This window comes from Clavibacter tessellarius (genome assembly GCF_001618005.1).
In the GTDB taxonomy this organism is placed as follows: Bacteria; Actinomycetota; Actinomycetes; order Actinomycetales; family Microbacteriaceae; genus Clavibacter; species Clavibacter tessellarius_A.
In genome coordinates this window covers 23734-48148 of sequence record NZ_LQXA01000030.1, presented here as the reverse complement: position 1 = coordinate 48148, position 24415 = coordinate 23734, and the positions used below count along the sequence as shown (strand labels likewise).

General features: G+C 73.7%; 25 protein-coding genes and 3 tRNA genes. 4 read left to right on the top strand and 24 right to left on the bottom strand.

What is annotated here, in order from left to right:
• Nucleotides 1-11 precede the first annotated feature (11 nt).
• The 10 genes from AWH51_RS07850 to AWH51_RS07805 form a co-directional block, all read right to left on the bottom strand.
• A complete protein-coding gene (locus tag AWH51_RS07850) occupies nt 12-818 on the bottom strand; it encodes a hypothetical protein (protein ID WP_063071535.1) in 807 nt (268 codons plus the stop codon).
• Nucleotides 819-938: 120 nt separating this feature from the next.
• Nucleotides 939-1967, bottom strand: coding sequence for a TerC family protein (locus tag AWH51_RS07845; RefSeq protein WP_063071534.1), 1029 nt, complete (start codon nt 1965-1967; stop codon nt 939-941).
• A 176-nt stretch (nt 1968-2143) separates the two neighbouring features.
• Nucleotides 2144-3082 carry a TolB family protein gene (locus AWH51_RS07840; RefSeq protein WP_063071533.1) on the bottom strand — a complete coding sequence of 313 codons (939 nt, stop codon included), beginning with the start codon at nt 3080-3082 and terminating at the stop codon, nt 2144-2146.
• Nucleotides 3079-4119 carry a sugar phosphate isomerase/epimerase family protein gene (locus AWH51_RS07835; RefSeq protein WP_063071532.1) on the bottom strand — a complete coding sequence of 347 codons (1041 nt, stop codon included), beginning with the start codon at nt 4117-4119 and terminating at the stop codon, nt 3079-3081. The genes AWH51_RS07840 and AWH51_RS07835 overlap by 4 nt, the downstream gene beginning before the upstream one ends.
• 102 nt (nt 4120-4221) lie before the next feature.
• A complete protein-coding gene (locus AWH51_RS07830) occupies nt 4222-5091 on the bottom strand; it encodes an ABC transporter permease (protein WP_254654511.1) in 870 nt (289 codons plus the stop codon).
• A complete protein-coding gene (locus tag AWH51_RS07825) occupies nt 5088-6098 on the bottom strand; it encodes an ABC transporter ATP-binding protein (protein ID WP_254654510.1) in 1011 nt (336 codons plus the stop codon). The genes AWH51_RS07830 and AWH51_RS07825 overlap by 4 nt, the downstream gene beginning before the upstream one ends.
• Nucleotides 6091-7146, bottom strand: coding sequence for a SagB/ThcOx family dehydrogenase (locus tag AWH51_RS07820; protein WP_081234972.1), 1056 nt, complete (start codon nt 7144-7146; stop codon nt 6091-6093). The genes AWH51_RS07825 and AWH51_RS07820 overlap by 8 nt, the downstream gene beginning before the upstream one ends.
• A 128-nt stretch (nt 7147-7274) precedes the next feature.
• The gene (locus AWH51_RS07815) at nt 7275-8546 is read right to left on the bottom strand and encodes a YcaO-like family protein (protein WP_254654509.1); all 1272 of its coding nucleotides are present in this window, start codon (nt 8544-8546) and stop codon (nt 7275-7277) included.
• A complete protein-coding gene (locus AWH51_RS07810) occupies nt 8534-9481 on the bottom strand; it encodes a TOMM precursor leader peptide-binding protein (protein ID WP_063071531.1) in 948 nt (315 codons plus the stop codon). The genes AWH51_RS07815 and AWH51_RS07810 overlap by 13 nt, the downstream gene beginning before the upstream one ends.
• 10 nt (nt 9482-9491) lie before the next feature.
• Entirely contained in the window at nt 9492-9716 is a 225-nt protein-coding gene (locus tag AWH51_RS07805; protein ID WP_063071530.1) for a hypothetical protein, read from the bottom strand.
• A gap of 183 nt (nt 9717-9899) precedes the next feature.
• Between AWH51_RS07805 and AWH51_RS07800 the strand changes: the two genes are divergently transcribed.
• Together AWH51_RS07800 and AWH51_RS07795 are read left to right on the top strand one after the other, a co-directional pair.
• Nucleotides 9900-10562 carry a YqaJ viral recombinase family protein gene (locus AWH51_RS07800; RefSeq protein WP_012039466.1) on the top strand — a complete coding sequence of 221 codons (663 nt, stop codon included), beginning with the start codon at nt 9900-9902 and terminating at the stop codon, nt 10560-10562.
• Between the two features lie 154 nt (nt 10563-10716).
• Nucleotides 10717-11769 carry an NADP-dependent oxidoreductase gene (locus AWH51_RS07795; protein ID WP_414146349.1) on the top strand — a complete coding sequence of 351 codons (1053 nt, stop codon included), beginning with the start codon at nt 10717-10719 and terminating at the stop codon, nt 11767-11769.
• A 13-nt stretch (nt 11770-11782) separates the two neighbouring features.
• Here AWH51_RS07795 and AWH51_RS07790 read toward each other — a convergent pair whose 3' ends face one another.
• The 6 genes from AWH51_RS07790 to AWH51_RS07765 all read right to left on the bottom strand — a co-directional run bounded on the left by AWH51_RS07790 (nt 11783) and on the right by AWH51_RS07765 (nt 15392).
• Nucleotides 11783-12367 (bottom strand): GNAT family N-acetyltransferase, encoded by a 585-nt coding sequence (locus AWH51_RS07790; RefSeq protein ID WP_081234970.1) that lies wholly within the window; start codon nt 12365-12367, stop codon nt 11783-11785.
• A gap of 104 nt (nt 12368-12471) precedes the next feature.
• Complete coding sequence (gene rplA, locus AWH51_RS07785) at nt 12472-13158, bottom strand: 50S ribosomal protein L1 (RefSeq protein WP_063071529.1); 687 nt, start codon at nt 13156-13158, stop codon at nt 12472-12474.
• Nucleotides 13159-13257: 99 nt separating this feature from the next.
• The gene (rplK, locus tag AWH51_RS07780) at nt 13258-13689 is read right to left on the bottom strand and encodes a 50S ribosomal protein L11 (protein WP_012299878.1); all 432 of its coding nucleotides are present in this window, start codon (nt 13687-13689) and stop codon (nt 13258-13260) included.
• Between the two features lie 53 nt (nt 13690-13742).
• A complete protein-coding gene (nusG, locus tag AWH51_RS07775) occupies nt 13743-14777 on the bottom strand; it encodes a transcription termination/antitermination protein NusG (RefSeq protein WP_063071528.1) in 1035 nt (344 codons plus the stop codon).
• A 183-nt stretch (nt 14778-14960) separates the two neighbouring features.
• Nucleotides 14961-15233, bottom strand: coding sequence for a preprotein translocase subunit SecE (gene secE / locus AWH51_RS07770; protein WP_063071527.1), 273 nt, complete (start codon nt 15231-15233; stop codon nt 14961-14963).
• Between the two features lie 86 nt (nt 15234-15319).
• Nucleotides 15320-15392 (bottom strand) — tRNA-Trp (locus tag AWH51_RS07765).
• Nucleotides 15393-15580: 188 nt separating this feature from the next.
• Here AWH51_RS07765 and AWH51_RS07760 point away from each other — a divergent pair.
• Nucleotides 15581-16810 carry a pyridoxal phosphate-dependent aminotransferase gene (locus AWH51_RS07760; RefSeq protein ID WP_063071526.1) on the top strand — a complete coding sequence of 410 codons (1230 nt, stop codon included), beginning with the start codon at nt 15581-15583 and terminating at the stop codon, nt 16808-16810.
• Between the two features lie 33 nt (nt 16811-16843).
• On the opposite strand, the gene AWH51_RS07755 is transcribed toward AWH51_RS07760, so the two are convergent.
• The 7 genes from AWH51_RS07755 to AWH51_RS07720 all read right to left on the bottom strand — a co-directional run bounded on the left by AWH51_RS07755 (nt 16844) and on the right by AWH51_RS07720 (nt 21143).
• Nucleotides 16844-17998, bottom strand: a complete 1155-nt coding sequence (locus AWH51_RS07755) for a UDP-N-acetylmuramate dehydrogenase (RefSeq protein WP_063071525.1) — start codon at nt 17996-17998, stop codon at nt 16844-16846.
• A 6-nt stretch (nt 17999-18004) separates the two neighbouring features.
• Nucleotides 18005-18442: a MaoC family dehydratase gene (locus AWH51_RS07750; protein ID WP_063071524.1), complete on the bottom strand. Its 438-nt coding sequence runs from the start codon at nt 18440-18442 to the stop codon at nt 18005-18007.
• Nucleotides 18439-18888, bottom strand: a complete 450-nt coding sequence (locus AWH51_RS07745; protein ID WP_063071523.1) for an FAS1-like dehydratase domain-containing protein — start codon at nt 18886-18888, stop codon at nt 18439-18441. Before AWH51_RS07745 ends, AWH51_RS07750 begins: the two co-directional genes overlap by 4 nt.
• A gap of 601 nt (nt 18889-19489) precedes the next feature.
• Nucleotides 19490-19681, bottom strand: a complete 192-nt coding sequence (locus tag AWH51_RS07735) for a hypothetical protein (protein ID WP_063071522.1) — start codon at nt 19679-19681, stop codon at nt 19490-19492.
• 227 nt (nt 19682-19908) lie between these two features.
• Nucleotides 19909-19982: transfer RNA gene (locus AWH51_RS07730), tRNA-Met, on the bottom strand.
• Between the two features lie 41 nt (nt 19983-20023).
• Nucleotides 20024-20095 (bottom strand) — tRNA-Thr (locus AWH51_RS07725).
• A 109-nt stretch (nt 20096-20204) separates the two neighbouring features.
• A complete protein-coding gene (locus tag AWH51_RS07720; protein WP_063071521.1) occupies nt 20205-21143 on the bottom strand; it encodes an aldo/keto reductase in 939 nt (312 codons plus the stop codon).
• Nucleotides 21144-21283: 140 nt separating this feature from the next.
• Here AWH51_RS07720 and AWH51_RS07715 point away from each other — a divergent pair, with 140 nt between their 5' ends.
• Nucleotides 21284-23026: a glycoside hydrolase family 13 protein gene (locus AWH51_RS07715; RefSeq protein ID WP_081234968.1), complete on the top strand. Its 1743-nt coding sequence runs from the start codon at nt 21284-21286 to the stop codon at nt 23024-23026.
• A 91-nt stretch (nt 23027-23117) separates the two neighbouring features.
• Here AWH51_RS07715 and AWH51_RS07710 read toward each other — a convergent pair whose 3' ends face one another.
• The gene (locus AWH51_RS07710; protein ID WP_063071520.1) at nt 23118-24299 is read right to left on the bottom strand and encodes a M23 family metallopeptidase; all 1182 of its coding nucleotides are present in this window, start codon (nt 24297-24299) and stop codon (nt 23118-23120) included.
• Nucleotides 24300-24415 lie beyond the last annotated feature (116 nt).

The following is a 24415-nucleotide window of genomic DNA, read 5'->3' as shown; positions in this document are numbered from 1 at the left end:
CGGCGGGATGGTCAGAACGGGAGCGGGCCGCCGGTCCGGAGATTCGCGGAGACCAGACCGTAGACGATGAGCCCGAGCATGATGGCCCCGATGATCCACCGGCTCACGTCGACGTCGACAGGATCGCTGTCGGGCTCGCGGCGGCGCCGGAACCGCTCGTCGGCTCGCATCACGAAGGCGCGCGCGGCGCATGCGGCCGCCATCGTGCCGAGCGTGGCGGTGCCCGTCCAGCGAGCGAGCGCGGTCACCGGCTGATCGAACAGCGCGGCCAGCCAGACGAGCCCCGCTCCCAGAGCGAAGACGGCACCGACCATCCACCACGAGAAGTCCGTCGCCATGCCCACGACCTCCATGGCGCCGGAGGGCCACATCGCCGCACGCTCTGCCTGCTCCGCCGCCTGTCGCGCCGCCTTCCGCTCCCATCGCGTCATGCGCGCCGGGTCGGCGAAGTGCGCCCGGTAGCGCTCGATCTCGGGCAGCAGCGCGGCGGCCTCGTCCGGCAGCTCGGGTTCGGACGGGTCCGCGGGAGGGAGCGCCAGGAACGCCGGGATCTCGTCGTCCGCGATCCCGGAGTGCGCGATCATGCGCGCGAGCCGATCGCGCTCGACGTCCGTCGTCCAGGCGGGGAATGCGATGCCCCAGCGACCCGCCTGATCCGGTGCGATGAGCTCGCGGTACAGCTCGGCGAGCACGAGCCGGCACGCCCGGTCCGTGGGATCCTCGCGCACGCGCTGCTTGAGGAGGGTCAGGATCTCCGATCGCAGCCCCTCCTCCCAGAGGTGGCGGGCGCGGGTCGCGGCATCGGCGTCGTCGGGCACCCGGTGATGCTGCCAGGTCGGCGCGCCCCACGAGCGGCCAGCGCACGGATGCGCCGGGCCGCACGACGACGGGCCCGGCGCGTGGTGCGCCGGGCCCGGATCGTGCGGAGGTGCGAGGAGCTAGCGCCCCTCGTCCGTCGCGCGCGTCACGGGCTCGCCGTCCACGCTCGCGCGGTCCTGCTTCTGCTTGTCGCCGCGGGTCTTCGCGAGGCTCGCGACGGTGGCGACCGTGATGGTCGCGCCGATGAAGAGGAGCGAGAACCAGATGGGGATCTCGGGCGCCCACTCGATGTGCTGGCCGCCGTTGATGAAGGGCAGCTCGTTGACGTGCATCGCGTGCAGCACGAGCTTGAGGCCGATGAACGCGAGGATGACCGCGAGGCCCTGCGACAGGTACACGAGGCGCTCGAGCAGGCCGCCGATGAGGAAGTAGAGCTGGCGGAGCCCCATCAGCGCGAAGGCGTTCGCGGTGAACACGATGTACGCCTCGTTCGTGAGGCCGTAGATGGCGGGGATCGAGTCGAGCGCGAACACCAGGTCGACGAAGCCGATCGCGATGACGCAGAGCAGCAGCGGCGTGACGAAGCGCTTGCCGTCGATCTTGGTGGTGAAGCGGTCGCCGACGAAGTCGTCGTGGACGGGCAGGATCCGGCGGGCGATGCGCACGAACATGTTGTCCGCCGCGTTGCCGCCGTGGTCGCCCTTGATCTGCTGGTAGGCGAGCACGAACAGCAGCGCGCCGAAGATGTAGAAGACCCAGGAGAAGTTCTCGATGAGGGCCGCGCCGAGGGCGATGAAGCCGGCGCGCATGATGAGCGCGATGACGATGCCGATCATCAGCACCTTCTGCTGGTACTTCCGGGGCACCGCGAAGCCGGTCATGATCAGCAGGAACACGAACAGGTTGTCGATCGACAGGGCCTTCTCCGTGAGGTAGCCGGCGAAGTACTGACCGCCGAAGTCCCAGCCGCTGGTGAACCCGATGCCGACGCCGAACGCCAGCGCGAGGCCGATGTAGAACGCCGACCAGCGGGCGGACTCGCCGATGGTGGGCTCGTGGGGCTTCCGCACGTGGGTGAAGAACTCGTAGACGAAGAACGCGATGGTCACCGCGATCGTGATGAGCCAGGTGGTCGTTGTGATGTTCACGGGGGTCTCCGGAAGTGAGGCCGACGGGATATCGGGACGGCGGGTGGCGCGGATCCCCATGATCCCATGGGGATTCGCCTCGCGCCGGGGAGATGCCTGGCACGACGCTCCGTGGATGGTCCGCGACCGCCGGCTCCCGTCCGGCCCTCGGCCGCCCGGCCGCCCGGCCGCCCGGATCAGCTGAGGCTGGGCGCCTGGAACGGGTACGCGACGTACGCGAACCGCCGGGAGTCCGGCGCCCAGCTCGTGACGTTGATGGTGCCCTGGCCGCCGGGGAACGAGGCGAGGTCGCGCGTGCGGTGGCTCTGTCGGTCGATGACGCGGAGGATCACGTCGCGGTCGGCGGGGTGGCCGAGCGTGCCGGGCGGGAAGCTGAGGTAGACGATGTGCTCGCCGTCGGGCGACGGGTGCGGGAACCAGTTGACGCGCGCGTCGGAGGCGAACTGGTGCACGTCGGTGCCGTCCGTGCGCATCGTGAAGAGCTGCGCGTGGCCCGGGAGATCCGAGCCGCGCTCCGAGTTGTAGTACAGCCAGCCGCCGTCGGGCGAGAACTCGGCGCCGTCGTCGGGGAAGCCGTCGTCCGTCAGCTGCGTGGTGGGGCCGCCGTCGACGGGCACGAGGTGGATGTTCGTGGTCCACTCGCCGCGCGCGTCGACCTGGCCGCCGATGACGCTGAGCGTCGTGCCGTCGGGCGAGACGCCGTGCAGGTAGTTCTTGAAGCGGAGCGCCGGATCCCGGTCGGCCGTGATGCGTCGCCCCGGCCCGCCCGCTCCCCGGTTCCAGGGCACGTCGTAGAGGTGGCCGTCGCGCGCGGAGACGTACACGTGCTCGCCGTCGGGCGAGATGACGTGGTCGTTGTTGATGGGCGGGACGCCGCCGAGGTCGACGGCCTGGAAGTCGACCGCGGGCTCCGGCAGGTCCGGATCCGGCTCCTCGGCGTCCGGGGCGGGCAGACGCCACAGGCCGCCCTCCGCGTTCACGACGAGCCAGCGACCGTCGGGCGTCCAGTTCGGCGCTTCGATGTGCAGCACGGCCGACTCGGCGACCATGCGCTCGGCGCCCGCCTCCACGTCGACGACGAGGAGGCGGGCGAGCTGGCCGTCGCGCAGGGTCACGCGGTGGATCCGGCGGGCGCGTCGTCCCGGTTGTTCGCGAACGCCGAGTCGAACAGGCTGTCGGGCGTCGGCCAGAGGAGGGCGCGCACCCGCGCGAGGGCGTCGGGGGCTCCGTGCAGGCGGTCCATCCCCGCATCCTCCCACTCGACGGAGACGGGCCCGTCGTAGCCGATGCTGCGCAGGGCTCGGAAGGCGCGCTCGAACGGGACGTCGCCGTGCCCGACCGAGACGAAGTCCCAGCCGCGGCGCGGGTTGCCCCACGGGAGGTGCGAGCCGAGGCGGCCGCCGCGGCCGTCGGAGGTGACGCGGGTGTCCTTGGCGTGCACGTGGTAGATCCGGTCGGCGAAGTCGAGGAGGAAGCCGACGGGGTCGATGCCCTGCCACATCATGTGGCTCGGGTCCCAGTTGAGGCCGAAGCCGGGGCGGTGGCCGATCGCCTCGAGGGTGCGGCGGGTGGTCCAGTAGTCGTAGGCGATCTCGCTCGGGTGCACCTCGAGCGCGTACCGCACGCCCTCGTCGTCGAACACGTCGATGATCGGGTTCCAGCGGTCGGCGAAGTCCTGGTAGCCGGCGTCGATGACCGACTCGGGCACGGGCGGGAACATCGCGACGTACGGCCAGATGCGGGATCCGGTGAAGCCCGTGACGCGCGTGACGCCGAGGCCGGCGGCCGCCTTCGCCGTGAGCTTCAGCTCCTCGGCGGCGCGCTGGCGGACGCCCTCCGCCTGGCCGTCGCCCCACACCTTGGAGCGGAGGATCGCCTGGTGCCGGAAGTCGATGGGGTCGTCGCACACGGCCTGGCCGGTGAGGTGCTGCGAGAGCGCGTGCACCTCGAGGCCGTGGCGCTCCAGGATCTCGAGCCGCCCGCGGAGGTACGCCGGGTCGTCGGCCGCGCGCCACACGTCGAGGTGCTCGGCGGAGCAGGCGATCTCGAGGGCGTCGAACCCCCACCCGCTCGCGAGGCGGGCCACCTCCTCGAGCGGCAGGTCGGCCCACTGGCCGGTGAACAGGGCTACGGGGGTGGTGCTCGCGGACATGCTTCCCTCTCGTCGACGGTGACGGATGACGTGCGGTGCGGCCCGGTGACGGCGCGCGGGATCCACGCTACACACCGGGCCGCGCCCGCTCGCGGGCCGGCGTCAGCGAAAGTTCGCCGACTGGGTGCGCTGGTAGCCGGCGAGCGTGACGCCGCCGAGCAGCACGGCCCAGGCCGCGAGGATCACCAGGGGCAGGCCGATGACGGTGGTGTCCTGCCGGGCGACCGCGCTCGTGAGCGTGCTCCACGCGCCGGTGGGCAGCAGCACCGTGAGCGATTCCCAGGGCGTGCCGCTCGTGTCGCCGCCCGTGAACAGGCCCCCCGCGAACGACAGCGGCAGGTACACGAGGTTCGCGAGGCCGAGCGCTCCGCGGGCGGGGAACCAGTAGCCCATCGCGAGCCCGAGCAGCGCCATCGGGATGGCGCCGGCCAGCACGGCGAGCCCGACGGCGGCGAGCGTGGCCGGATCGCCGCGCACGCCGCCGGCGAGGACGCCGACCGCGACCACCGGGATCACGAAGACGACGCCGAACACGCACGCGACCGTGAGCTTGGCGGCCAGGCGGATCCACGCCGGCACGGGCGCCGTGAACAGCCACCGCTCCCACGGCGACTCGCGGGCCGACGCGACGCCGACGCCGAACTGGAACGTGACCGTGCCGAGCACGGAGAACAGGACGTAGCCGAGGAGCACGCTGAGCCGCGCGCCCGGAGGACCGCCCTGCGGGAGGCCCACCACCACGTAGATGAGGACCGGGTACGCGAGGAGCGGGAGGACGAAGGCGGGCATCCGCGCGTTCTGCGCCAGCTCGCTGACGACGTGGGCGCGGTAGATCGCGGCCCGGCGTCGGGCCGTGGGGCGGGGCGGGAGCGGGGCGGGGGTCGGCGCGGGGCCCTGCCGGGATGGTCCGGATGCGACGGACGCGCCTGGCGCGCCGATCGTCGGGGCGGCGTGCGGATCGGTGCCGGTCATGCGCGGGGCTCCTCGTGTTCGGTGCGGCGGGCGGGGTCGGCGCTGGGCGCAGGCGGGGCGGCAGATCCGTGATCCGGGGTGCTGCCACCCGGCGCGGCGCCGCCCGGCCCTCCGCCCTCGAGCACGCGCGCGAAGATCTCGCCGAGGCCCGGCTCCGTCACGGTGAGCTCCGGCTCCGCTATGGCGGCGAGGACGAGGCCCGCGACCACGTCGGAGCGGTCGGTGTCGATGATCCAGCGCACCCGCTCGCCCGGGAGCGGCTCGGCGACCTGCTCGGGCCGGGCGCCGCAGGGCAGGAACGCGCGCGCCTCGTGCGGCGTCGCCCGGAAGCCGACGCGGCGCACCCCCGCGAGCCCGCGGAAGTCGGACGCCGTCCAGTGGCCGAGGACGCGTCCGTGGTCGAGGCACACGACGGTGTCGGCGAGCGCGGCGACCTCCTCCATGTCGTGCGAGGCGAGGAGCACGGTGCGGCCGGAGTCGCGCACCGCCGTGATGGCGTCGCGCACGGCCGCCCGCCCCGGGATGTCGAGCGCGGCGGAGGGCTCGTCGAGCACCACGACGGGCGTGCCCGCGCCCACCACGCAGGCGAGCGCGACCCGCCGCCGCTCGCCGCCGCTCAGGCCGCCGGTCTGGCGCGCGGCGAGCCGGTCGAGGTCGAAGCGGTCGATCGCCGCGGCCGGCGTCAGCGCGCCCGCGTGCGGCACGAGCGCGAGGGCCAGGACCTCGCGCACCGTGAGGTACTCCGGGAACGCGAGCGCCTGCGGCATCACCGCGACGAGCGAGGCCGTCGGGCCGCCCCGACGCACGTCGTGGCCGAGCACGCGGGCCCGGCCCGCATCCGGCCGGCGCGTCGCCGTGAGCACGTCGATGGCCGTGGTCTTGCCGGATCCGTTCGGCCCGAGCAGCGCGTGCACGAGCCCCGGCGCGAGCGCGAAGGACGCCGCGTCGAGGGCGCGCTTGCGGCCGAAGGCGCGGGTGATCCCGTCGAGCTCCACCGCGTCAGTCATGGGATGCCTCCTCCTCGGCGAAGTGCCGCGCGCCGGCGGCCGCCGCGTGCGGGTCGGGGGGACGCCGCGCGGCGGGTGCGGGTGCGGGCGCGGCTGCGGCTGCGGGCACGGATCCGGTGCCACCCCGCTCCGGACGCCCGCCCAGCGATACCGCGTAGAGCGACGACTGCGTCACCCCGTCGAGCCCGAGCACGGCGTCGAGCTCGTGGTCGACGAAGCCGACCCAGCCGATCGACGGCAGCCCGAGCGCCGTCGCCACCAGCAGCGCGTTCTGCGCCACGTGCCCCGCCTCGAGCAGCGTGAGCCGGTACCCGCGCAGCCCGTACTTCGTGCGGGAGCGCTCGAAGCTGCCGGTGATCACGATCGTCACGGCCGCCTGCTCCGCGAGGGGCGCCATGGCCGTCGGCGCCGCACGTCGGAAGCGGGCGAGCCGGCCGACGCGGTCGAGGCCGGACACGTCGACGAGCGCCTCGTCGAGCGGGTCGAGCTGGTGGATCCCCGCCGCGACGCCCTCCGCCGCCCGCACCACGACGTGCAGGTCGAGCGGGTAGAGCCCGCCGGCCGAGGGCACGAAGCGGCCCGTGCCGCCGTCGCCGCGCGGCCCGTAGGCGAGCCGGAGCACGGTCGCGAGCTCCGGGAGCGCGAGGGGCGCCGCGAGCTCGTCCGGATCCGCCGACCGCCGGGCCGCCATCGTCGCCCCGAGCCCGTGCGGGAGCGGCAGCGCCGGCGGCAGCGCGAGCGCCGGGAGCAGGCGCGGGGCGCTCGTGGCGCCGCCCGGTCCCGCGTCCGCGACGCCCTGCGCCTCCTGCGCCAGCTGCTGCGCGTACCGCACGTCGGTCCAGCCCGGGTGGGTGATGCGGGTGATCTTCGACGCCTCGTGGAAGTCCTCGGCGAGGTCGCCCGCCGCCCGCTCGACCGCGCCGCCGACGCTGAAGATCGGGCCGACGCTGCCGGCGGGCGCCGCGGCGGGACGGGACTCCGTGCCCGTCCCGCCGGGGCCGTCCTCCGCCGTGCGCGCGGGCGCCGTGCCGATGTCGGTGATGCTCATGGGGTCCTCCTGGTGGTGCGGGCGCGGTGGGCGGTGCGGGTGCGGTGGGCGGTGCGGGCGACGGGCGGTGCGGGCGCGCCGGGTCGGGCCGGCTCGCGATGACGGGGACGCGGGGCGGCGGGCCGCCCTCACGGGAACGGGTGCGGGATGCCGACGAGGTCGGCTGGCCCGTGGATCGCCGGCCCGTCCCGCCACCGTCGGTACAGCCGCGGATGCCCGAGGAACCGGGCGTCGTGCCGCACGTCGAGCGCGACGAGGTCAGGGCTCAGCGCGCGCACCACGTGGAAGCCCGCGGCGCGCACCTCCGGCGAGGTGATCCCGGCCAGCAGTACCTCGATCCCCTCCCGGTGCAGCCCCTCCACGACCTCTCCCCAGCTCGACGGCCCGCCCACGGACGCCACGCGCTCGTCCGACGCGTCGAGGGCGGCCGACAGCGGGCGGGCGGACGGCGGGCAGTGCAGCCGCACGTGGTCCTCGAACTCGACCACGGCGGACGGCTCGACGGGCGGCCGGGGCAGCAGCCGCAGGCACCAGTTGTGGGTGTGCACCGCCTCGCGCACGGCGTTGAGCACGGCCCGGTCCAGGCGGAAGTCGGCCGCGCAGCCCACCGCGACGCCGATCCGGTCGCTCCGCATGACGGCGAGGAGCACGGGCACGTCCGCCGCGGCGTCGAGCACGCGCAGCGAGAAGGCGGCGCCGAACCGCCCGCAGAGCTCCTCCAGCCGCGCGAGCTCCCTCCGGGTGGCCTCGGCGAGCCGCGGGCTGGCACGCCAGTCGAAGACCGGCGGCGTGGATCCGCGCAACCACGCCCGCTGGAACGCGTCGCGCTCGATGAGCTCGAGGATCGCCCGCCCCGCGGCGAAGCCGAACGTGGGGCCGGCCGCGACGCCGGACGAGGTGGCCGGCTCCAGGTGCCGCTCGCGGTGCCCGTCGGACGCGTGCGGGTCGTCGAAGACCACCATCTGCGCCGGGACGTGCACCGGCCTCCCGCCGTGCAGCGAGCGCGCGGCGAGCCAGGTGAGGAGGTCGCCGCGCTCGGCGCGCTCGAACGGGAACGCCGGATCCTCGCGCTGCGCAGGATGGAAGCGCCGGAACGCGTCCGGTTCGACCTGGCGGGCGTCGGAGCCCAGCGGCGTGCGGAACGACCCGCGGGCGCCGGCCAGGGAGAGGCGCTCCACCGCCTCGCCCACGCACGACCTGCGGGCCGCGGCGCCGTCGCCGCCCGGCCCCATGCTGAACCCCTCGGTGGGGATGCCCGCGAGGAAGCCCGTGTCGGCCGTGCGGGCGGAGTGCAGGGCGTCGGGGATGGCGTCCGGCGTGAACGCCATGGGGTGCGAGTACGCGACGAGCCCGGTGTACGGGCTCACCACGTCGGTGCCCGCCGTCCTCAGGCGCGCCACGGCGACACCACCCCCGCGTAGGGACGCGGCCCGCACGTGCCGCAGCGCGCGACGCGGAAGACCGGATGCGCCTCCGCCGACAGCACCTTCGGCTCGACCACGAGGACGGTGCTCGCGACCAGCCAGTCGCGCGCGAAGACCCAGCGGGCGGCGTAGCGCGCGGCGAAGCCCGCCGCGATGGCGTCGAGCCCGGGATCCCGGGCGATGGGCGCGACCGCGTCGGCCGCGGCCGCGTGGTCCGCGGCGAACGGCGTGGTCGAGGCCCAGCGCAGGGCGACGCACTCGAGGCACGGCCCCTCGGCCGGCACGACCACCGGGCCGACGAGCTGGAAGCGGCCGTCGAACGGGTGGATGGGGAGCCAGTCGCGACCGGCCGCGTGCATCCGGGCGCCCACCTCCCGGAGGACCCGCCGGCCGCCGGCCGCGATGACCAGGTCGGCGTCGGCCTCGTCCGTGAGCTCCGCCGAGGGCAGCGCCTCGGCCAGGGAGGCGAGCAGGGTCGGGATGGCGTCGCCGACCAGGGCGACCCGCGCGGGGGTGCGCGGATCCCGGGGGCGGCCGAGGCCCGTGCGGTCGCCGCCGTTGCGCCGCGCCTCGTCGAGCACGTGCGCGAGCTCGGCCTGGTGGGGGTCGTCGAGGCGGCCCACGGGATCGGGCGCGGCATCGGCGGCGGGCCGCGTGGGCGCGCCCACGACGACGTCGCGCACGACGAGCTCGTCGACGAGGTCGGCCACGACCGGGGCGTGCACGCCGAACGCCTCGTCGACGTCCGCGCGCGTGAAGGGTCGGGAGAGGAGCCGCGACACCGCGGAGACGGCGTCGCCGGAGGGCAGCTGCAGGGAGACCAGCTCGCGGCCGCCGAGGAGGTGGAGGGTGTCCTCCACCTCCCCGACGGCGTAGCGGGGACTCACCGAGTAGGTCGTCGACGGGTCCATGGCGGATGCGTCAGCGAGGCTGCTGCTTGCTGCTGCACGAGCAGCACGTGCTGCAGCAGAGGGTGACGTCGGCCATCACGACCTCCGCCTCCCGCCCGCGGTGCGTGATGGTGAAGCCGAACGCCTCCGCGAGCAGCGCGTCGGCGCGCGCCGCGTCGACCTCCTCGACGCGCGTGGGCGCCTCCGCGAGCGCCGATGCTCCCGTGCGGGCCGGTCCTTCCATGAGCAGGGTCATGCCGTTTCCTCTCTCCGTGCTGGTGTGGGTGGGTGGGACGACGCCTTTCTAGCACGATCCTCCGTGCCCTGGTCGGAAACGCATTGCCTGTTGACAAGCCCGTCGTCGGGCAGCATGATCCGCCCGCGCGAGGTCCCCGGGGCACCGGATCCGCGGCGTACCCTGGAGCCCGTGACGGACGAGATGCTGGCCTTCCCGTGGGAGGACGACCTGGCACCCGCCGCACCCGCGCCGCCGCCTCCCCCGCCGCACCTCACGCGCATCGTCGCCCACTCGTCCGACCGGGTCGCGTGGCTCCGCGCGCGCAGCTTCGGCATCACGGCGACCGACGTGGCCCGCCTCGCGACCGACGCCTCCCTCCAGGCCGTCGCGCTCGAGAAGCTCTACGGATCCGGTTTCGGCGGCAACCGCTACACCGACCACGGGCGCGAGCGCGAGCCCGAGATCGCCCGCTGGGTCGAGGCGGAGCACGGCATCGTCCCGAGCGCGCACCTGTTCCACGCCGAGGGGCAGCGCCGGCACCTGGCGACCCCCGACGGCGTGGGCCTCCGCGCCGACGGCCGGCTCGAGCTCGCCGAGATCAAGACCACCGCGAAGCCGTGGCGGAGCATCCCGCGCAACTACCTGCGGCAGATCTGGTGGCAGCAGTACGTGCTCGGCGCCGAGCGCTCGCTCATCGTCTGGGAGCAGCACGTGGACTTCGTACCGGTGCACGACATCCCGAAGTGGAAGTGGATCGACCGGGACGAGGCCGAGATCGCCGCGCTCGTGGCGCGCGCGAACGACCTCATCGCCCTCATCGTGCGCATGGCGAACGCGCCGGCGGGAGCCCGCGGGCTGGCCTGATCCGCCCCGGCACGACGCCGACCGGTCCCGCCCGCGCATTCTTCTCGCCCGGGGAACACCGCGGAAACACGCCGGACTCATCCGCCGACTTCACTGGTGGTGCGGGGGCGCGGTGGGATCCACCGCACCGTCACGTCCGAGGGAGGGTCGCACCATGAGCCAGGTCGTCCAGTCGAGAGCCGGCGTCGCCGCCCAGGCCCAGCGGGATCGCGCGGCCGCGTCCCTCGCCCTCGCCCCGCTCGGCGCCACCATGCGCGCCGCCGTCGTCACGGAGACGGGCGGGCCCGAGATGCTGCGGATGGCCGACGTGCCCGTGCCGCGCCGCCTCGACTCCGAGGTGCTCGTGAAGGTCGTCGCCGCGGGCGTGAACCCGGTCGACCTGCGGCTGCGCGCCGGCGGGCCCGGCGGCCCGGCGCTCGGCGCCCTGCCTGCGGTGCTCGGGCGCGACTTCAGCGGCGTCGTCGTCGAGTCGCCCTACGAGGACCACGCGCTGCACCCGGGCGACGAGGTCTTCGGCCTGGCCATGGCGCCGCGGATGCCCGGCAGCTACGCCCCCTACGTCGCCGTCCCCAGCGTCAGCCTCGCCCGGAAGCCCGCGCGCCTGTCGCACGTGGAGGCCGCGGCGACGCCCGTCAGCGCGCTCACCGCGTGGGGCATGGTCGTCGACATCGGCAAGGCGCACGAGGGCCAGGTCGTGCTGGTGCACGCGGGGGCCGGCGGGGTCGGCCACTTCGCGGTGCAGTTCGCGCGGCACTTCGGCGCCCGCGTGATCGCGACCGGCTCGCCCCGCAACGTCGACTGGCTGGCGGAGCTCGGCGCCGACGAGGTCATCGACCGCACGCAGGTGCGCTTCGAGGACGTGCTCGCCGATGTCGACGTGGTGATCGACCTGGTCGGCAACTGCACGGACGACACCGGCACCCGCTCGCTCCCGGTGCTGCGCCGCGGCGGCCTGATCGTCAGCGCGCCGATGCAGGGCTGGCCGACGCTCGTGCAGGACGCCGCCGCCGCGGGCGTGCGCGCCACCCACTACGAGGTCGCGCCCGACGGGCAGACGCTGGCGGTCATCGCCCGGCTGCTCGAGTCGGGCGACATCCGGGTCTACGTCGACGAGGTCTTCGATCTGCAGGACGCCGCCGAGGCGCACCGCCACATGGAGAGCGGGCGGGCGCGCGGCAAGGTCGTGCTGAACGTGTCGCGCGGCTGATCCGGGGACCTCGTCACGGGGTGGGATCCGCCAGCGGCCGCTCCATGACGTGGTCGGTCTCCACGGAGTCCGCGAGGCGGAACGACCGCGTGCCGACGATGCGGAACCCCTGGCTCGCGTAGAACCGGATCGCGCGCGCGTTGTGCTCGTTGACCCCGAGCCATATGCCCGCCAGGACGTCGGCGCCGCGCTCCCCCGCGAGCCCGCGCGCCGCACGCAGCGTCTCCGCCATCAGCGGGCGTGCGACGCCGGCCCCGTGGGATCCGCGCTCGACGTAGACCTTGCTCAGCTCGATGACGGGCCGCAGCCGCAGCGCGCCCGCGACGTCGGCATCCGCGGGCGGAGTCGCCACGATCATCGTGTAGCCGACCGCGCGGCCGTCGACCTCCGCGAGCAGCACGCGATGCGCCGGGCTCGCCAGGTGCGCGGCGAAGCGCGCGGGCGAGAGGACCGTCCGGACGTGCTCGGCGATCGCCTCCGCCGTCGTGCTCGGAGGGCAGGCGAGGGCGAAGGTGCGGGCAGCGAGGGCCGCCACCGCGTCGGCGTCCGCGGGCGTCGCGACGCGGAGGGAGGGGACGGCGGGATCCGGGATGCTCACCCCTCGAGCCTAGGCAGCGCCGGACCCCGGGAACGACGGAAGGGCCCGCCGAAGCGGGCCCTTCCTGTGCTGCTGGTCGTGCGTGCGCTCGTCGCGCGGTGGGGCTAGATGGAGTTGACGTCCACCGGGATGCCGGGGCCGAAGGTCGTGGAGACCGTGGCCTTCTGCACGTAGCGGCCCTTGGAGGAGGACGGCTTGAGGCGGACGATCTCCTCGAGCGCGGCGCCGACGTTCTCGGAGAGCTGCTCGGGCGAGAAGCTCGCCTTGCCGACCACGAAGTGGACGTTCGCGTGCTTGTCGACGCGGAACTCGATCTTGCCGCCCTTGATGTCGGACACCGCGCGCGCGACGTCCGGGGTGACCGTTCCGGTCTTGGGGTTGGGCATGAGGCCACGCGGTCCGAGGACCTTTCCGAGGCGTCCCACCTTGCCCATGAGCTCGGGCGTCGAGACGGCGGAGTCGAACGACGTGTAGCCGCCCGCCACCTTCTCGATGAGCTCGTCGCCGCCGACCTCGTCGGCTCCGGCGGCGATGGCCGCCTCGGCCGCGGGGCCCGTCGCGAAGACGATGACGCGGGCGGTCTTGCCGGTACCGTGGGGAAGGATGACGGTGCCGCGGACCATCTGGTCTGCCTTGCGCGGGTCGACGCCGAGCTTGAGCGCGACCTCGACGGTGCTGTCGAACTTGCTGGATCCGGTCTCGCGCGCGAGCTCGACGGCCTCGGAGGCGGTGTACGCCTTCGTCGGGTCGATCTTCTCGGCTGCGGCCCGGTAGGCCTTTGACTTCGCCATTCGTGTCTCCTGTTTCGAGAGTGCGGTGGATGTGAGCCTGGCTGGCTCTCCCGCGTGATGCTGGAGCGGATCCCGGACGGGATCCGCGGGTGGTGGAGGTTAGGCCTCGACCGTGATGCCCATGGAGCGGGCGGTGCCGGCGATGATCTTCGCCGCGGCGTCGATGTCGTTGGCGTTGAGGTCGGCCTGCTTCTGCTCGGCGATCTCGCGGACCTGGTCCATCGTGAGCTTCGCGACCTTGACCGTGTGCGGCGTGCCCGAGCCCTTGGCGACTCCGGCGGCCTTCTTGATGAGCTCCGCGGCCGGGGGCGTCTTCAGGATGAACGTGAACGTCCGGTCCTCGTAGACGGTGATCTCGACGGGGATGACGTTGCCGCGCTGCGACTCGGTCTGGGCGTTGTACGCCTTGCAGAACTCCATGATGTTGACGCCGTGCTGTCCCAGCGCCGGCCCGATGGGCGGTGCGGGGTTGGCGGCGCCGGCCTTGATCTGCAGCTTGATCAGACCCGTGACCTTCTTCTTCGGTGCCATTTCTCTTCCTTCTCCTTGATTGCTAGATCGAGCGGGCCGCGCGGCCCGACCGCCTAGAGCTTGGTGACCTGGTCGAAGCTGAGCTCGACCGGGGTCTCGCGCTCGAACAGGGAGACGAGGACCGTGAGCTTGCCGCTCTCGGGCTTGATCTCGCTGATGGAGCCGGGGAGGCCCGCGAACGAGCCCTCCTTGATCGTGATGGTCTCGCCGATCTCGAAGTCGACCTCGGCCGCGACGACGCGCTGGGCCTGGCCGCCCTTGGTGGGCTGGCCCTTGACCTGCGCCACCTCCTTGATCTCGACGAGGCTCTTCAGCATGGAGAAGGCCTCCTCGAAGCGCAGCGGCGTGGGGTTGTGGGCGTTGCCCACGAAGCCCGTGACGCCGGGGGTGTGGCGGACGACCGACCAGCTGTCCTCGTTGAGGCTCATGCGCACGAGCACGTAGCCCGGGATGCGCACGCGGTTGACCATCTTGCGCTGGCCGTTCTTGATCTCGACGACGTCCTCCATCGGGACCTCGATCTGGTAGATGTCGTCCTCCATGTTGAGCGACACCATGCGGTTCTCGATGTTGCTCTTCACGCGGCGCTCGAAGCCCGCGTAGGAGTGGATGACGTACCACTTGCCCGGCTTGGAGCGGAGCTCCTTGCGGAAGTCCTCGTACGGGTCGACATCGGAGTCGTCCTCGACGGCGTCGTCGGCGGGCACCAGGTCGGCCTCGGCCTGGGCGACGTCCTCGGCGGTGGCGGGCGGGACGTCGGCGGGCTCGAGCGCCTCCTCGGCCGCCTCCTCCTCGGCCTCGTCGTCGGTCGCCTCGACGGCGGCCTCGGCCTCGTCGGGCGAGTCGATGTCGAGGGCGTCCTCGACGATGGCGTCGGCCTCGGGGTCCTCGACGGACTCCATCGCGTCGAGCGCCGCCGTCAGGTCGGTCTCGACCGAGTCGGACTCGACGTGCAGGGCGGTGTGCTCCGCCGCGTCCGAGCTCTCCTCGGAGGACTCGATGGCGTGGCCCTCCTGGACCTCGTCCACCTCGGAGGACTGCTCCGCCGCGGGGGCGAGGTCGACGTCGTCGCGCTTGCTCTCAGCCAATGGATCTACTTCCCTCGTTCTTCGTCGTGCGTTGCCGTTCCGTGCCGTGCTGATCCCGCGCCGGGCCGCGCGGATGCGGGATCCGTGGGGATCCCGGCCGCCGTCGTGCCCGCGCGATGCCGGGCCGGTGTCCCGCCCGCTGTCCGCGTCCGTCCCGTCCCGCCCTCGCGGGCGGGCCTGGTGCTAGGCGCCGTTGCCGAACACCACGATGGAGAGGTACCCGAACAGCTGGTCGAGGAGGGAGACGATCACCATCATCACGATGACGAAGGCCAGCACCACTCCCGTGAACGTGAGCAGCTCCTTGCGGGTGGGGGTGACCACCTTCTTGAGCTCCTGCACGACCTGCTTGATGAAGAGCACCAGCCGGGCGAAGGGGTTGCGTCGTGCATCCCGCTGCTCGCGAGCCTGCGCGACGATCTCCTCGCTGGGCTCGTCGACGATCTTCCGCGCCACGCGTGGGTCCCTTCCTGCATTGCTCGGCTCCGCCCGGAGTTCGGGCGAGCCGCGATGTCACGTGCCCGGGGACCCGTTCCATCTAGCAGGGCGGACAGGACTCGAACCTGCAACCTGCGGTTTTGGAGACCGCTGCTCTACCAATTGAGCCACCACCCTCTGCGTCGACATCCGCCCCGCGCCCTTCGCGACCCTCCCTCTCGGACCGTGCGAGCACAGACGGAAGAGGGCGCGGAAGAGCATGGCGGAGATACCGACCCGGACGAGTGTACCAGCATCCGCGCCCACCCGGTCCGAGCGTCCGTCCGGGGACCGCGGACCCCGCGTGGCGCACGGGCCGGATCCCTATGCTCATGGGCATGGCCGAACCGCAGAGCACCGTCCCCCTCAGCCGCGTCTCCACCCGCATCGGATCCATCGCCGAGTCCGCGACCCTCAAGGTCGACGGCAAGGCCAAGGCCCTGCAGGCCGCCGGACGCCCCGTCATCAGCTTCGCCGCGGGCGAGCCCGACTTCCCGACGCCCGACTACGTGGTCGAGGCCGCGGTCGAGGCGGCGCGCGATCCCCGCAACCACCGCTACACCGCCGCCGCCGGCCTGCCCGACCTGCGTGAGGCGATCGCCGAGAAGACGCGCACGTCGTCGGGCCTCGACGTCGGGATCGACCGGATCATCGTCACCAACGGCGGCAAGCAGGCCGTCTACCAGGCCTTCCAGACGCTGCTCGACCAGGGCGACGAGGTCCTGGTGCCCACGCCGTACTGGACCACGTACCCCGAGGCCATCCGGCTCGCGGGCGGCGTGCCCGTCGACGTCTTCGCGGGCGCCGACCAGGGCTACCTCGTCACCGTCGAGCAGCTCGAGGCGGCGTGGACCCCGCGCACCAAGGTGCTGCTGTTCGTCTCGCCCTCGAACCCCACGGGCGCCGTCTACTCGCGGGAGCAGACCCGCGAGATCGGCGAGTGGGCGGACTCGAAGGGCCTCTGGGTCATCAGCGACGAGATCTACCAGGACCTCGTCTACGACGGGGCCGAGGCCGCGAGCATCGTCGACGTGGTGCCGGCGCTGGCCGACCGCACGATCCTCGTCAACGGCGTCGCCAAGACGTACGCGATGACCGGGTGGCGCGTCGGGTGGATGGTCGGCCCGGCCGACGCCATCAAGGCCGCCGGCAACCTGCAGTCGCACCTCTCCTCCAACGTGTCCAACGTCTCGCAGCGCGCGGCCATCGCGGCGCTCCGGGGCCCGCGCGACACCGTCGACCGGATGCGCGAGGCCTTCGACCGCCGCCGCCGCACGATCGTCGCCGAGCTCGACGCCATCCCCGGCTTCGTCACGCCCACGCCGCAGGGCGCGTTCTACGTCTACCCCGACGTGACGGGGCTCTTCGGCCGCGACATCGACGGCGTCACGCCGACCACCTCGCTCGAGGTCGCCGACGTGCTGCTCGAGAAGGCCGAGGTCGCGGCGGTCCCCGGCGAGGCCTTCGGCCCGAGCGGCTTCCTGCGCTTCAGCTACGCGCTCGGCGACGAGGCGCTGCTCGAGGGCGTGCGCCGGATCCGCGACCTGCTGGCCTGATCCGCGATCCGGCCCGTGCGGGTCGGCCCGGCCCTAGAGGGAGAGGCCGACCAGCACGGGCTCGGGCTGCAGGATCACGCCGTGCTCGCTCATCACGCGGCCCTGCACGTAGCGCGCGAGGGCGGCGACGTCCTCGGCGGTCGCGGTGCCGCGGTTGGTGAGCGCGAGCGTGTGCTTGGAGGAGACGGCCGCGCCGGACCCCGGCAGCCGGAATCCGCGGTGCACGCCCGCGTGCTCGATGAGCCACGCGGCGCTGAGCTTCACGCCCGCGGGCGCACGGCGGCGGCGCTCGACGGCCTGGCGCTCGATGGCCTCGGCCACCTCCCACTCGTCGCCGAGCGGCACGACGAGGTCCTCGGGCGGCGCCTCCTGCGGCCAGCGCGGGGCGTCGGCCGGGAGCGTGCGCGCGAAGGCCGCGCTGACGATCGGGTTGGTGAAGAACGAGCCGGCGCTCCAGGTGTCGTGGTCGGCGTCGTCGAGCACCATCCCCTTGGACCCGCGGAGTGCCAGCACGGTCTCGCGCACGCGGGCGACCGGGACGCGATCCCCGAGCTCCACGCCGAGCGCGCCCGCGAGCTGCGGGTACGCGATGGGCAGGCCGAGCGCGTCGGGGCCCTCCCCGCGGGTGAGCGCGAAGTCGACGGAGAGCACGACGCCCACCCGGCCGCGCTTGAGCGACGACGTGCGGTAGCCGAGCCCGAGGTCCGCGGCGGTCAGCCGCTCGACCGCGCCCGTCTCGTAGTCGAGGAGGTCGACGCCCTCGAGGACATCGGCGACCTCCTGCCCGTACGCGCCGATGTTCTGCACGGGCGCGGCCCCGGTGGACCCGGGGATGCCCGAGAGCGCCTCGAGCCCGGCCAGCCCGTCGGCCACGGTGCGCGCGACGAGCGCGTCCCACGGCTCGCCCGCCTGCACGCGCACGAGGACGGTCCCGTCGGCCCGCTCCGCGCCGACCTCGACGCCGCGCGTGGCGATGCGGATGACGCTGCCGGCCACGCCCTCGTCCGAGATGAGGGAGTTGGACCCGCCGCCGATCACGTGCCAGTCCTCGCCCACGGCCCACAGGCCGGTGAGGATCTCGACGAGCTCGTCGCGCTCGCTCACGGTGACGAGCTCCTCGGCCGGGCCGCCGACGCGCAGCGTGGTGAGGTCGGCGAGCGGGGCGTCGCGATGGGTCTGGATCGTCATGGGGCCCTACGCCAGCCGGACCTGCGCCTGCGCGCGGCCGAGGACGGTCTTGCCGTCGACGGACACGGCCACGTCGATGCGCACGGTCCCCGCCTCCGCGTCGATGGCGCCGACCTTGGCGACGATGGTCAGGTCCTGCCCGTCGGCGGGATCCACGACCACGGGCCGCGTGAACCGCACGCCGTAGGAGACGATGCGCGACGGGTCGCCCGCCCAGTCGGCCACCGGCTGCACGGCCTGGCCCATGGTGAGCATGCCGTGGGCGAGCACGCCCGGCAGGCCGACCGACGCGGCCACGTCGTCGCGGTAGTGGATGGGGTTGAAGTCGCCCGAGGCGCCGGCGTAGCGGACGAGGGAGTCGCGCGTGAGGTGGATCGCGCGCTCGGCGACGACGTCGCCCACGGAGAGGTCGGCGAGCACGGGCACGGCGGTTGCGGCGCTCACGCGTCGTCCCCGCGGACCACGAGGGTGGAGACGGCCGTGACGACATGGGCGCCCGTGGCATCCGCCATCGCGGACTCCGCGGTCACCATCGCGTTCCCGCCGAGGGTGGCGACCTTGGTCACGGTGAGCGTGGCGGTGAGCTCGTCGCCCGCGACCACCGGCCGGGAGTACGTGAAGGCCTGCTCGCCGTGGACCACGCGGCTGAAGTCGATGCCGGCGTCGGGCTCCGCGAGCAGCTGCGCGAGCGTCGCCTCCTGCACGACGACCGGGAACGTGCTCGGGGCGACCACGTCGGCGTGGCCCGCGGCGCGCGCGGCGCGGGGATCGAGATGGACGGGGTGGGTGGCGCCGACGGCGCGGGCGAACTCGCGCACCTTCTCGCGTCCCACCAGGTACGGGGCGGCGGCGGGGAGCACGCGGCCCTGGAGCTCTGGATTCACTGGCACCGGACGATCCTACGCGGCGGCTGCGCGAGCGCCCCGGGCGGGCCGCTCCCCCGGATGCGCTCGGACATGCGAGAGCCCCGGCCCCCACTTCTCGTGGGGACCGGGGCCTGAGGTCGCGATGCTGCCGCTGCGGCGTCAGCTGCCTACTGGCAGGAGTCGCACTGCAGGAGCTCCATGGGGTCGACGGGGATCGCGTAGCCGCCGACGGTGTCGTTGTTGTCGTAGTCCATGGGTGCCTCCCGTTGTGTCTGGATCGGGAGCCGCCGGTGCGGCTCCTCAGGTCTCGTGGCTCTCGCCCCGATGGCCTCCGGACCCGCGTCTTCGCGAGGATCCGGTGTGCTCGGCCACCCGGTGGGGCGGTGAGGTTCTCCACTATATAACCCGAACTACAGACCTGTCATTCCACTACATCTAGTGTTTCGGCGTGTCGCGGCCGCTCCCGCGCCATCATGCGGATCCGGGCCGGGCGTCCGATCCGCGACCCCGTGCGAGCCCGGCGTGTCGACCGGCCGGGACCCCGTCCGCCGCACCCCGGGCATGCGCGAGGGCCGCCGCGAACGCGTCGCGGCGGCCCTCGTGCGCGTGGTGCGCGGGGTGCGGATCAGGCGCCGCCCTCGCGCGCCTCCTTCTCCGCCTCGGACTCGCTGGCGGTGTAGTCGCCGCCGGCGGGCGCCTCGCGGCGCTCCTCGTCGTGGGCGTCGGGGACGGGGTTGCCCTGGGTCTTGTAGAGCACGTCGTCGTGCTCGGCGCTCGAGGCGTGGTCGGGGTGGTCGGGGGATTCGTGGTGGGTCATGCCCGGAGGCTACGCCGCGGGGGCGGGCGCCGGAAGGGCGACGGCCGCGGCCGGACACGGGCGCGGAGGCGGCTACGGGCGCGGCTGCGGCTGCGCGCACGGCGGTGCGGATCCCGAGGGCGGCATCTCGCAGCACCGGCGAGCGGGCAGAGGAAAGGCCCCGGAACCTGGCGAGAGGTGTCCGGGGCCTATCGAGGAGGGCGGACCCCGAGGGATCCGCGCTTCCGTAGCGGGAGCGGGACTTGAACCCGCGACACCACGATTATGAGCCGTGTGCTCTAACCACCTGAGCTACCCCGCCACGATCCCTGCGGCCGACCGCAGCCGGACCGGTGAGGATCGAGCCCCCAGTGAGGATTGAACTCACTACCTCTTCCTTACCAAGGAAGTGCTCTACCAATGAGCTATGGGGGCGTGCCCGGGCGCGTCGGAGATGCGCTGGAACCCTACGACGATAGCAGGTCCCGGGCCGCCCCCGGGACGCGGGGCGGCCCGGGGGCGGGGCCATCGGGCGATCGCGGGATCAGACCGCGGAGAGCTCGGCGACCTCGTCGGCCGTCAGCTCGAGGTCCACCGACGCGAGCAGGTCGGGCAGCTGCGTGAGGTCGCGGGCGCTCGCGATGGGCGCGGTGACCGACGGCTGGGCCCGGAGCCAGGCGAGCGAGACCGTGGTGACGGAGACGCCGTGCGCCTCGGCGACCCGGTCGAGGACCTCGAGCAGGGCGCGGCCGTGGTCGTCGTGGTACTTCGACGCGGTGCCGGCGCGGGGGCTGTCGACCTCGCCGCCGCGGTACTTGCCCGTGAGGAAGCCGCTGGCGAGGCTCGAGTACGGGGCGGAGGCGATGCCCTCGCGGATCAGCAGGTCGGCGAGCTCGCCCTCGTAGGCGTCGCGCTCGACGAGGTTGTAGCGGTTCTGCAGCACCTCGAAGCGGGCGACGCCCTCCCGGGCCGAGACGTCGAGCGCGGCCTGCAGGCGCTCCGCGGTGAAGTTGGAGGCGCCGATCGCGCGGACCTTGCCCTCGGCGACGAGCTCGGCGAGCGCCGTGACGGTCTCCTCGATCGGGGTCTCCTGGTCGTCGACGTGCGCGTAGTAGAGGTCGATCGCGTCGACGCCGAGCCGACGGAGGCTGGCCTCGACGCCGCGGCGGACGCTGTCGCGCGAGGTGCCCTTCGCGGCCTCGTGGGCGCCGACCTTCGTGGCGATGATCAGGCCGTCGGGGCGACCGCGGTCCGCGAGCCAGCGGCCGATGATCTCCTCGGACTCGCCGCCGGAGTTGCCGGGCTTCCACGCGGAGTAGACGTCGGCGGTGTCGACGAAGTTCCCGCCGGCCGCGACGTAGGCGTCGAGGAGCTGGAAGGAGGTCGCCTCGTCGGCGGTCCAGCCGAAGACGTTGCCGCCGAAGGACAGGGGGCTGACCTCGAGGCCGCTGGATCCGAGGGGCACGCGTGCGGGGTTCGTCATGGCTGATCTCCTTCGTCCGGTGATGGCGGCGGGCCGCCGCCTCCAGGGTCAAGCCGCGGCGCGCGCCCGGCTATTCCGCTGTTCCCCGGCCCGCGGTCGTCGGCGGGGTCGGCCAGGGGGCGTCACCTAGGCTCGATCCCATGACTCCGCCCTCCCCCACAGCGCCCGCCCCGGCTGCCCGGGACGCCCTCCTGACCCGTCCCGACGGCGACGACGCGCCCGGCACCGGATCCGAGTGGTGGCGCACCGCCGTCATCTACCAGGTCTACCCCCGCTCGTTCGCTGACTCGGACGGCGACGGCATCGGCGACCTCCCCGGCATCACCGAGCGGCTGCCCGCGCTCCGCGAGCTCGGCGTCGACGCGATCTGGCTCTCCCCCTTCTTCCTCTCCCCGCAGAACGACGCCGGCTACGACGTGGCCGACTACTGCGCGGTGGACCCGCTGTTCGGCACCCTCGACGACTTCGACCGGATGCAGCGCCGCGCGCACGAGCTCGGCCTCCGCGTGATCATCGACATCGTCCCGAACCACACCTCCTCCGAGCACCGCTGGTTCCAGGAGGCGATCGCGACCCCCGCCGGGAGCGAGGAGCGCGCGCGCTACATGCTCCGCGACGGGAAGGGCGCCGACGGCGAGCTGCCGCCGAACAACTGGGAGTCGATCTTCGGCGGCCCGGCCTGGTCCCGCCTCACGGAGCCCGACGGCACGCCCGGCCAGTGGTACCTGCACCTGTTCGACTCCTCGCAGCCCGACCTCGACTGGACGAACCCGTGGGTGCGCGAGCGCTTCCGCGAGATCCTCCGCTTCTGGCTCGACCGCGGCGTGGACGGCTTCCGCGTGGACGTGGCGCACGGCATGGTCAAGGCGCCCGGCCTCCCCGACTACACGCCGCCCGAGGGCCAGGGCAGCATGGGCGGCGCCGGCGGCGTCGACGACCAGCAGCCCGCTCCCCCGCCGCCGTACTTCGCTCAGGAAGGCGTGCACGAGATCTACCGCGAGTGGCGCGAGATCTTCGACTCGTACGAGGGCGACCGCGCCATGGTCGCCGAGGCGTGGGTCGAGCCGCTCGCGAAGCTCGCCGACTGGGTCCGCCCCGACGAGATGCACCAGGCCTTCAACTTCAGCTACCTCGAGACGCCGTGGGACGCGCAGGCGCTCCGCCGCACGATCGACGCGTCGCTCGCGACCTTCGGGTCGGTGGGCGCCCCCAGCACGTGGGTGCTGTCGAACCACGACGTGGTGCGGCACGCGAGCCGCCTCGCGCTCTCGGGTGAGAACCCGCAGGGCGTGGGCATCGGGCCGGAGTCGACCGTGACGGTCGACGAGGAGCTCGGCCTCCGTCGCGCCCGCGCCGCGAGCGCGCTCATGCTGGCGCTCCCCGGCAGCGCGTACGTCTACCAGGGCGAGGAGCTCGGCCTGCCCGAGGACACGCGCCTGCCGGACGAGGCGCGCCAGGATCCGACGTTCCACCGCACCGCGGGCGAGCGCTACGGGCGGGACGGCTGCCGCGTGCCGATCCCGTGGGAGGCCGGGAAGCCGTCGTACGGGTTCAGCGACGGCGACGCGAGCTGGCTGCCCCAGCCCGACGACTGGGACCGGTTCGCGCGCGACACCGAGCAGGCGGACCCCGCGTCCACGCTGTCGCTCTACACGGAGGCGCTGCTGCTGCGCCGCGAGCACGGCCTCGCGCTGGGCGCGATCGAGTGGATCACCGCCGAGGACGACGACGTCATCGCGTTCCGGAGCGCGGGCGTCACCGTGATCGCCAACCTCGGATCCGCGTCGGTGCCGCTGCCCGAGGGCCGCGTGCTCCTCGCCAGCCAGCCGCTGGACGGCGACGCGGTGCCGTCGGACACGACCGTGTGGATGATCGCCGGCTGACCCCTCCCCATCACGACGACGCCCCCTCGCGCCTGCAGGCGGAGGGGGCGTCATCGTGCGACGGACGCGGCGGTCGGCCGCGCGGGATGCGCTAGTTCGCGTGCTCCTTGAGCCAGGCGAAGGGATCCACCGCGGTGCCGTCCGCCATGCGGACCTCGAGGTGGAGGTGCGGGCCGGTGGACGCGCCCGTGTTGCCGACCTGGCCGATCTGCTGGCCGACCTTCACGGGATCGCCCGCCTGCACGCGCATGGAGCCCGGCAGCATGTGGCCGTAGACGCTCGTGACGAGCTGACCCTCGATGACGTGGTCGATGACGAGGTGCACGCCGAGGCCCGTGTCGCTGTTGACGGACTCGCGCACGACGCCGTCGGCGATCGCCTGGATGGGCGCGCCCATGCCGGGGGCGAAGTCGACGCCCTGGTGGTTGCTCGAGCAGCCGTTGGAGCAGGGCGCGATGCGCTTGCCGAAGACTCCGCTGATGGGCACGCCGGCCGCGAAGGGCCATTGGATCGTGCCGTTGATGTCGTTCGTGAAGGCGCCGGCGCCCGTGGACGTCTGCGCCAGCATGATCTGCTGCGGCGTCGTGGCCGTGAACGCGTCGTCGGTGCCGCCGACGACGACGGCCTCGGGGGCGGAGGAGAGCGCGATGCTCTGGCTGGGGACCGCGGTGCCCGGCGCATCCGTGACCACGTTCGCCTGCGCCATGTCCTGGCCGGTGAGGAACGCGGACGACGGCAGCGACGTGGCGATGGTGACCGTGGCGACGAACGCCATGGTCAGGAGCGTGAGGCCGCGCGAGGCGTTCGAGCGGCGGCGGCCGGCGGTGGACTCGGGCGACGGCGCCGCGAGGGCGGGACGCGAGGAGGCGGGGACGCGGCGGCCTCGGACCCGGACGTGCGGCGCGGCGGAGGGGACGCTCGCGCGCTTCGCGTGCACGAAGGAGGAGCGGCGCGCGTCTGACGCGGCGGACGCGGCGCTGCGGATCCGACGGGCGCGGGTCGCGAGCGGCACGTCGTCGGCGGAGGCGGCGACAGCGGCGGGCTCGGCGTCCGCGGGGAGGTGCGTGGTCGGCGCGGCGGGGGCCTCGACGGCGACGGGGGCGATGCGGGGAGCGGCGGGGGCCTCGGTGGCGGCGGGCGTCGGCTCGGGCTGGGGTGCGTCCTGCGCATCCGCCCGAGGGGCGAGCGCCGCCTCCGCCGCTCGGCGCTCGGCCTCGCGTCGCTCGCGTCGCGTCGGGTAGACGACCCCTGCGGTCTCGTCAGGGGTCAGCACGAGAGCCGCCGGACGGAGGACTGGGGGGCACGCGAGGCGCGGAGGACGGACAGGATCGTGGAGCTCCTAGTGCGAGGGACAGTGTGCTGCGCGGGCCGGTCGACGGGGGTCGGGGC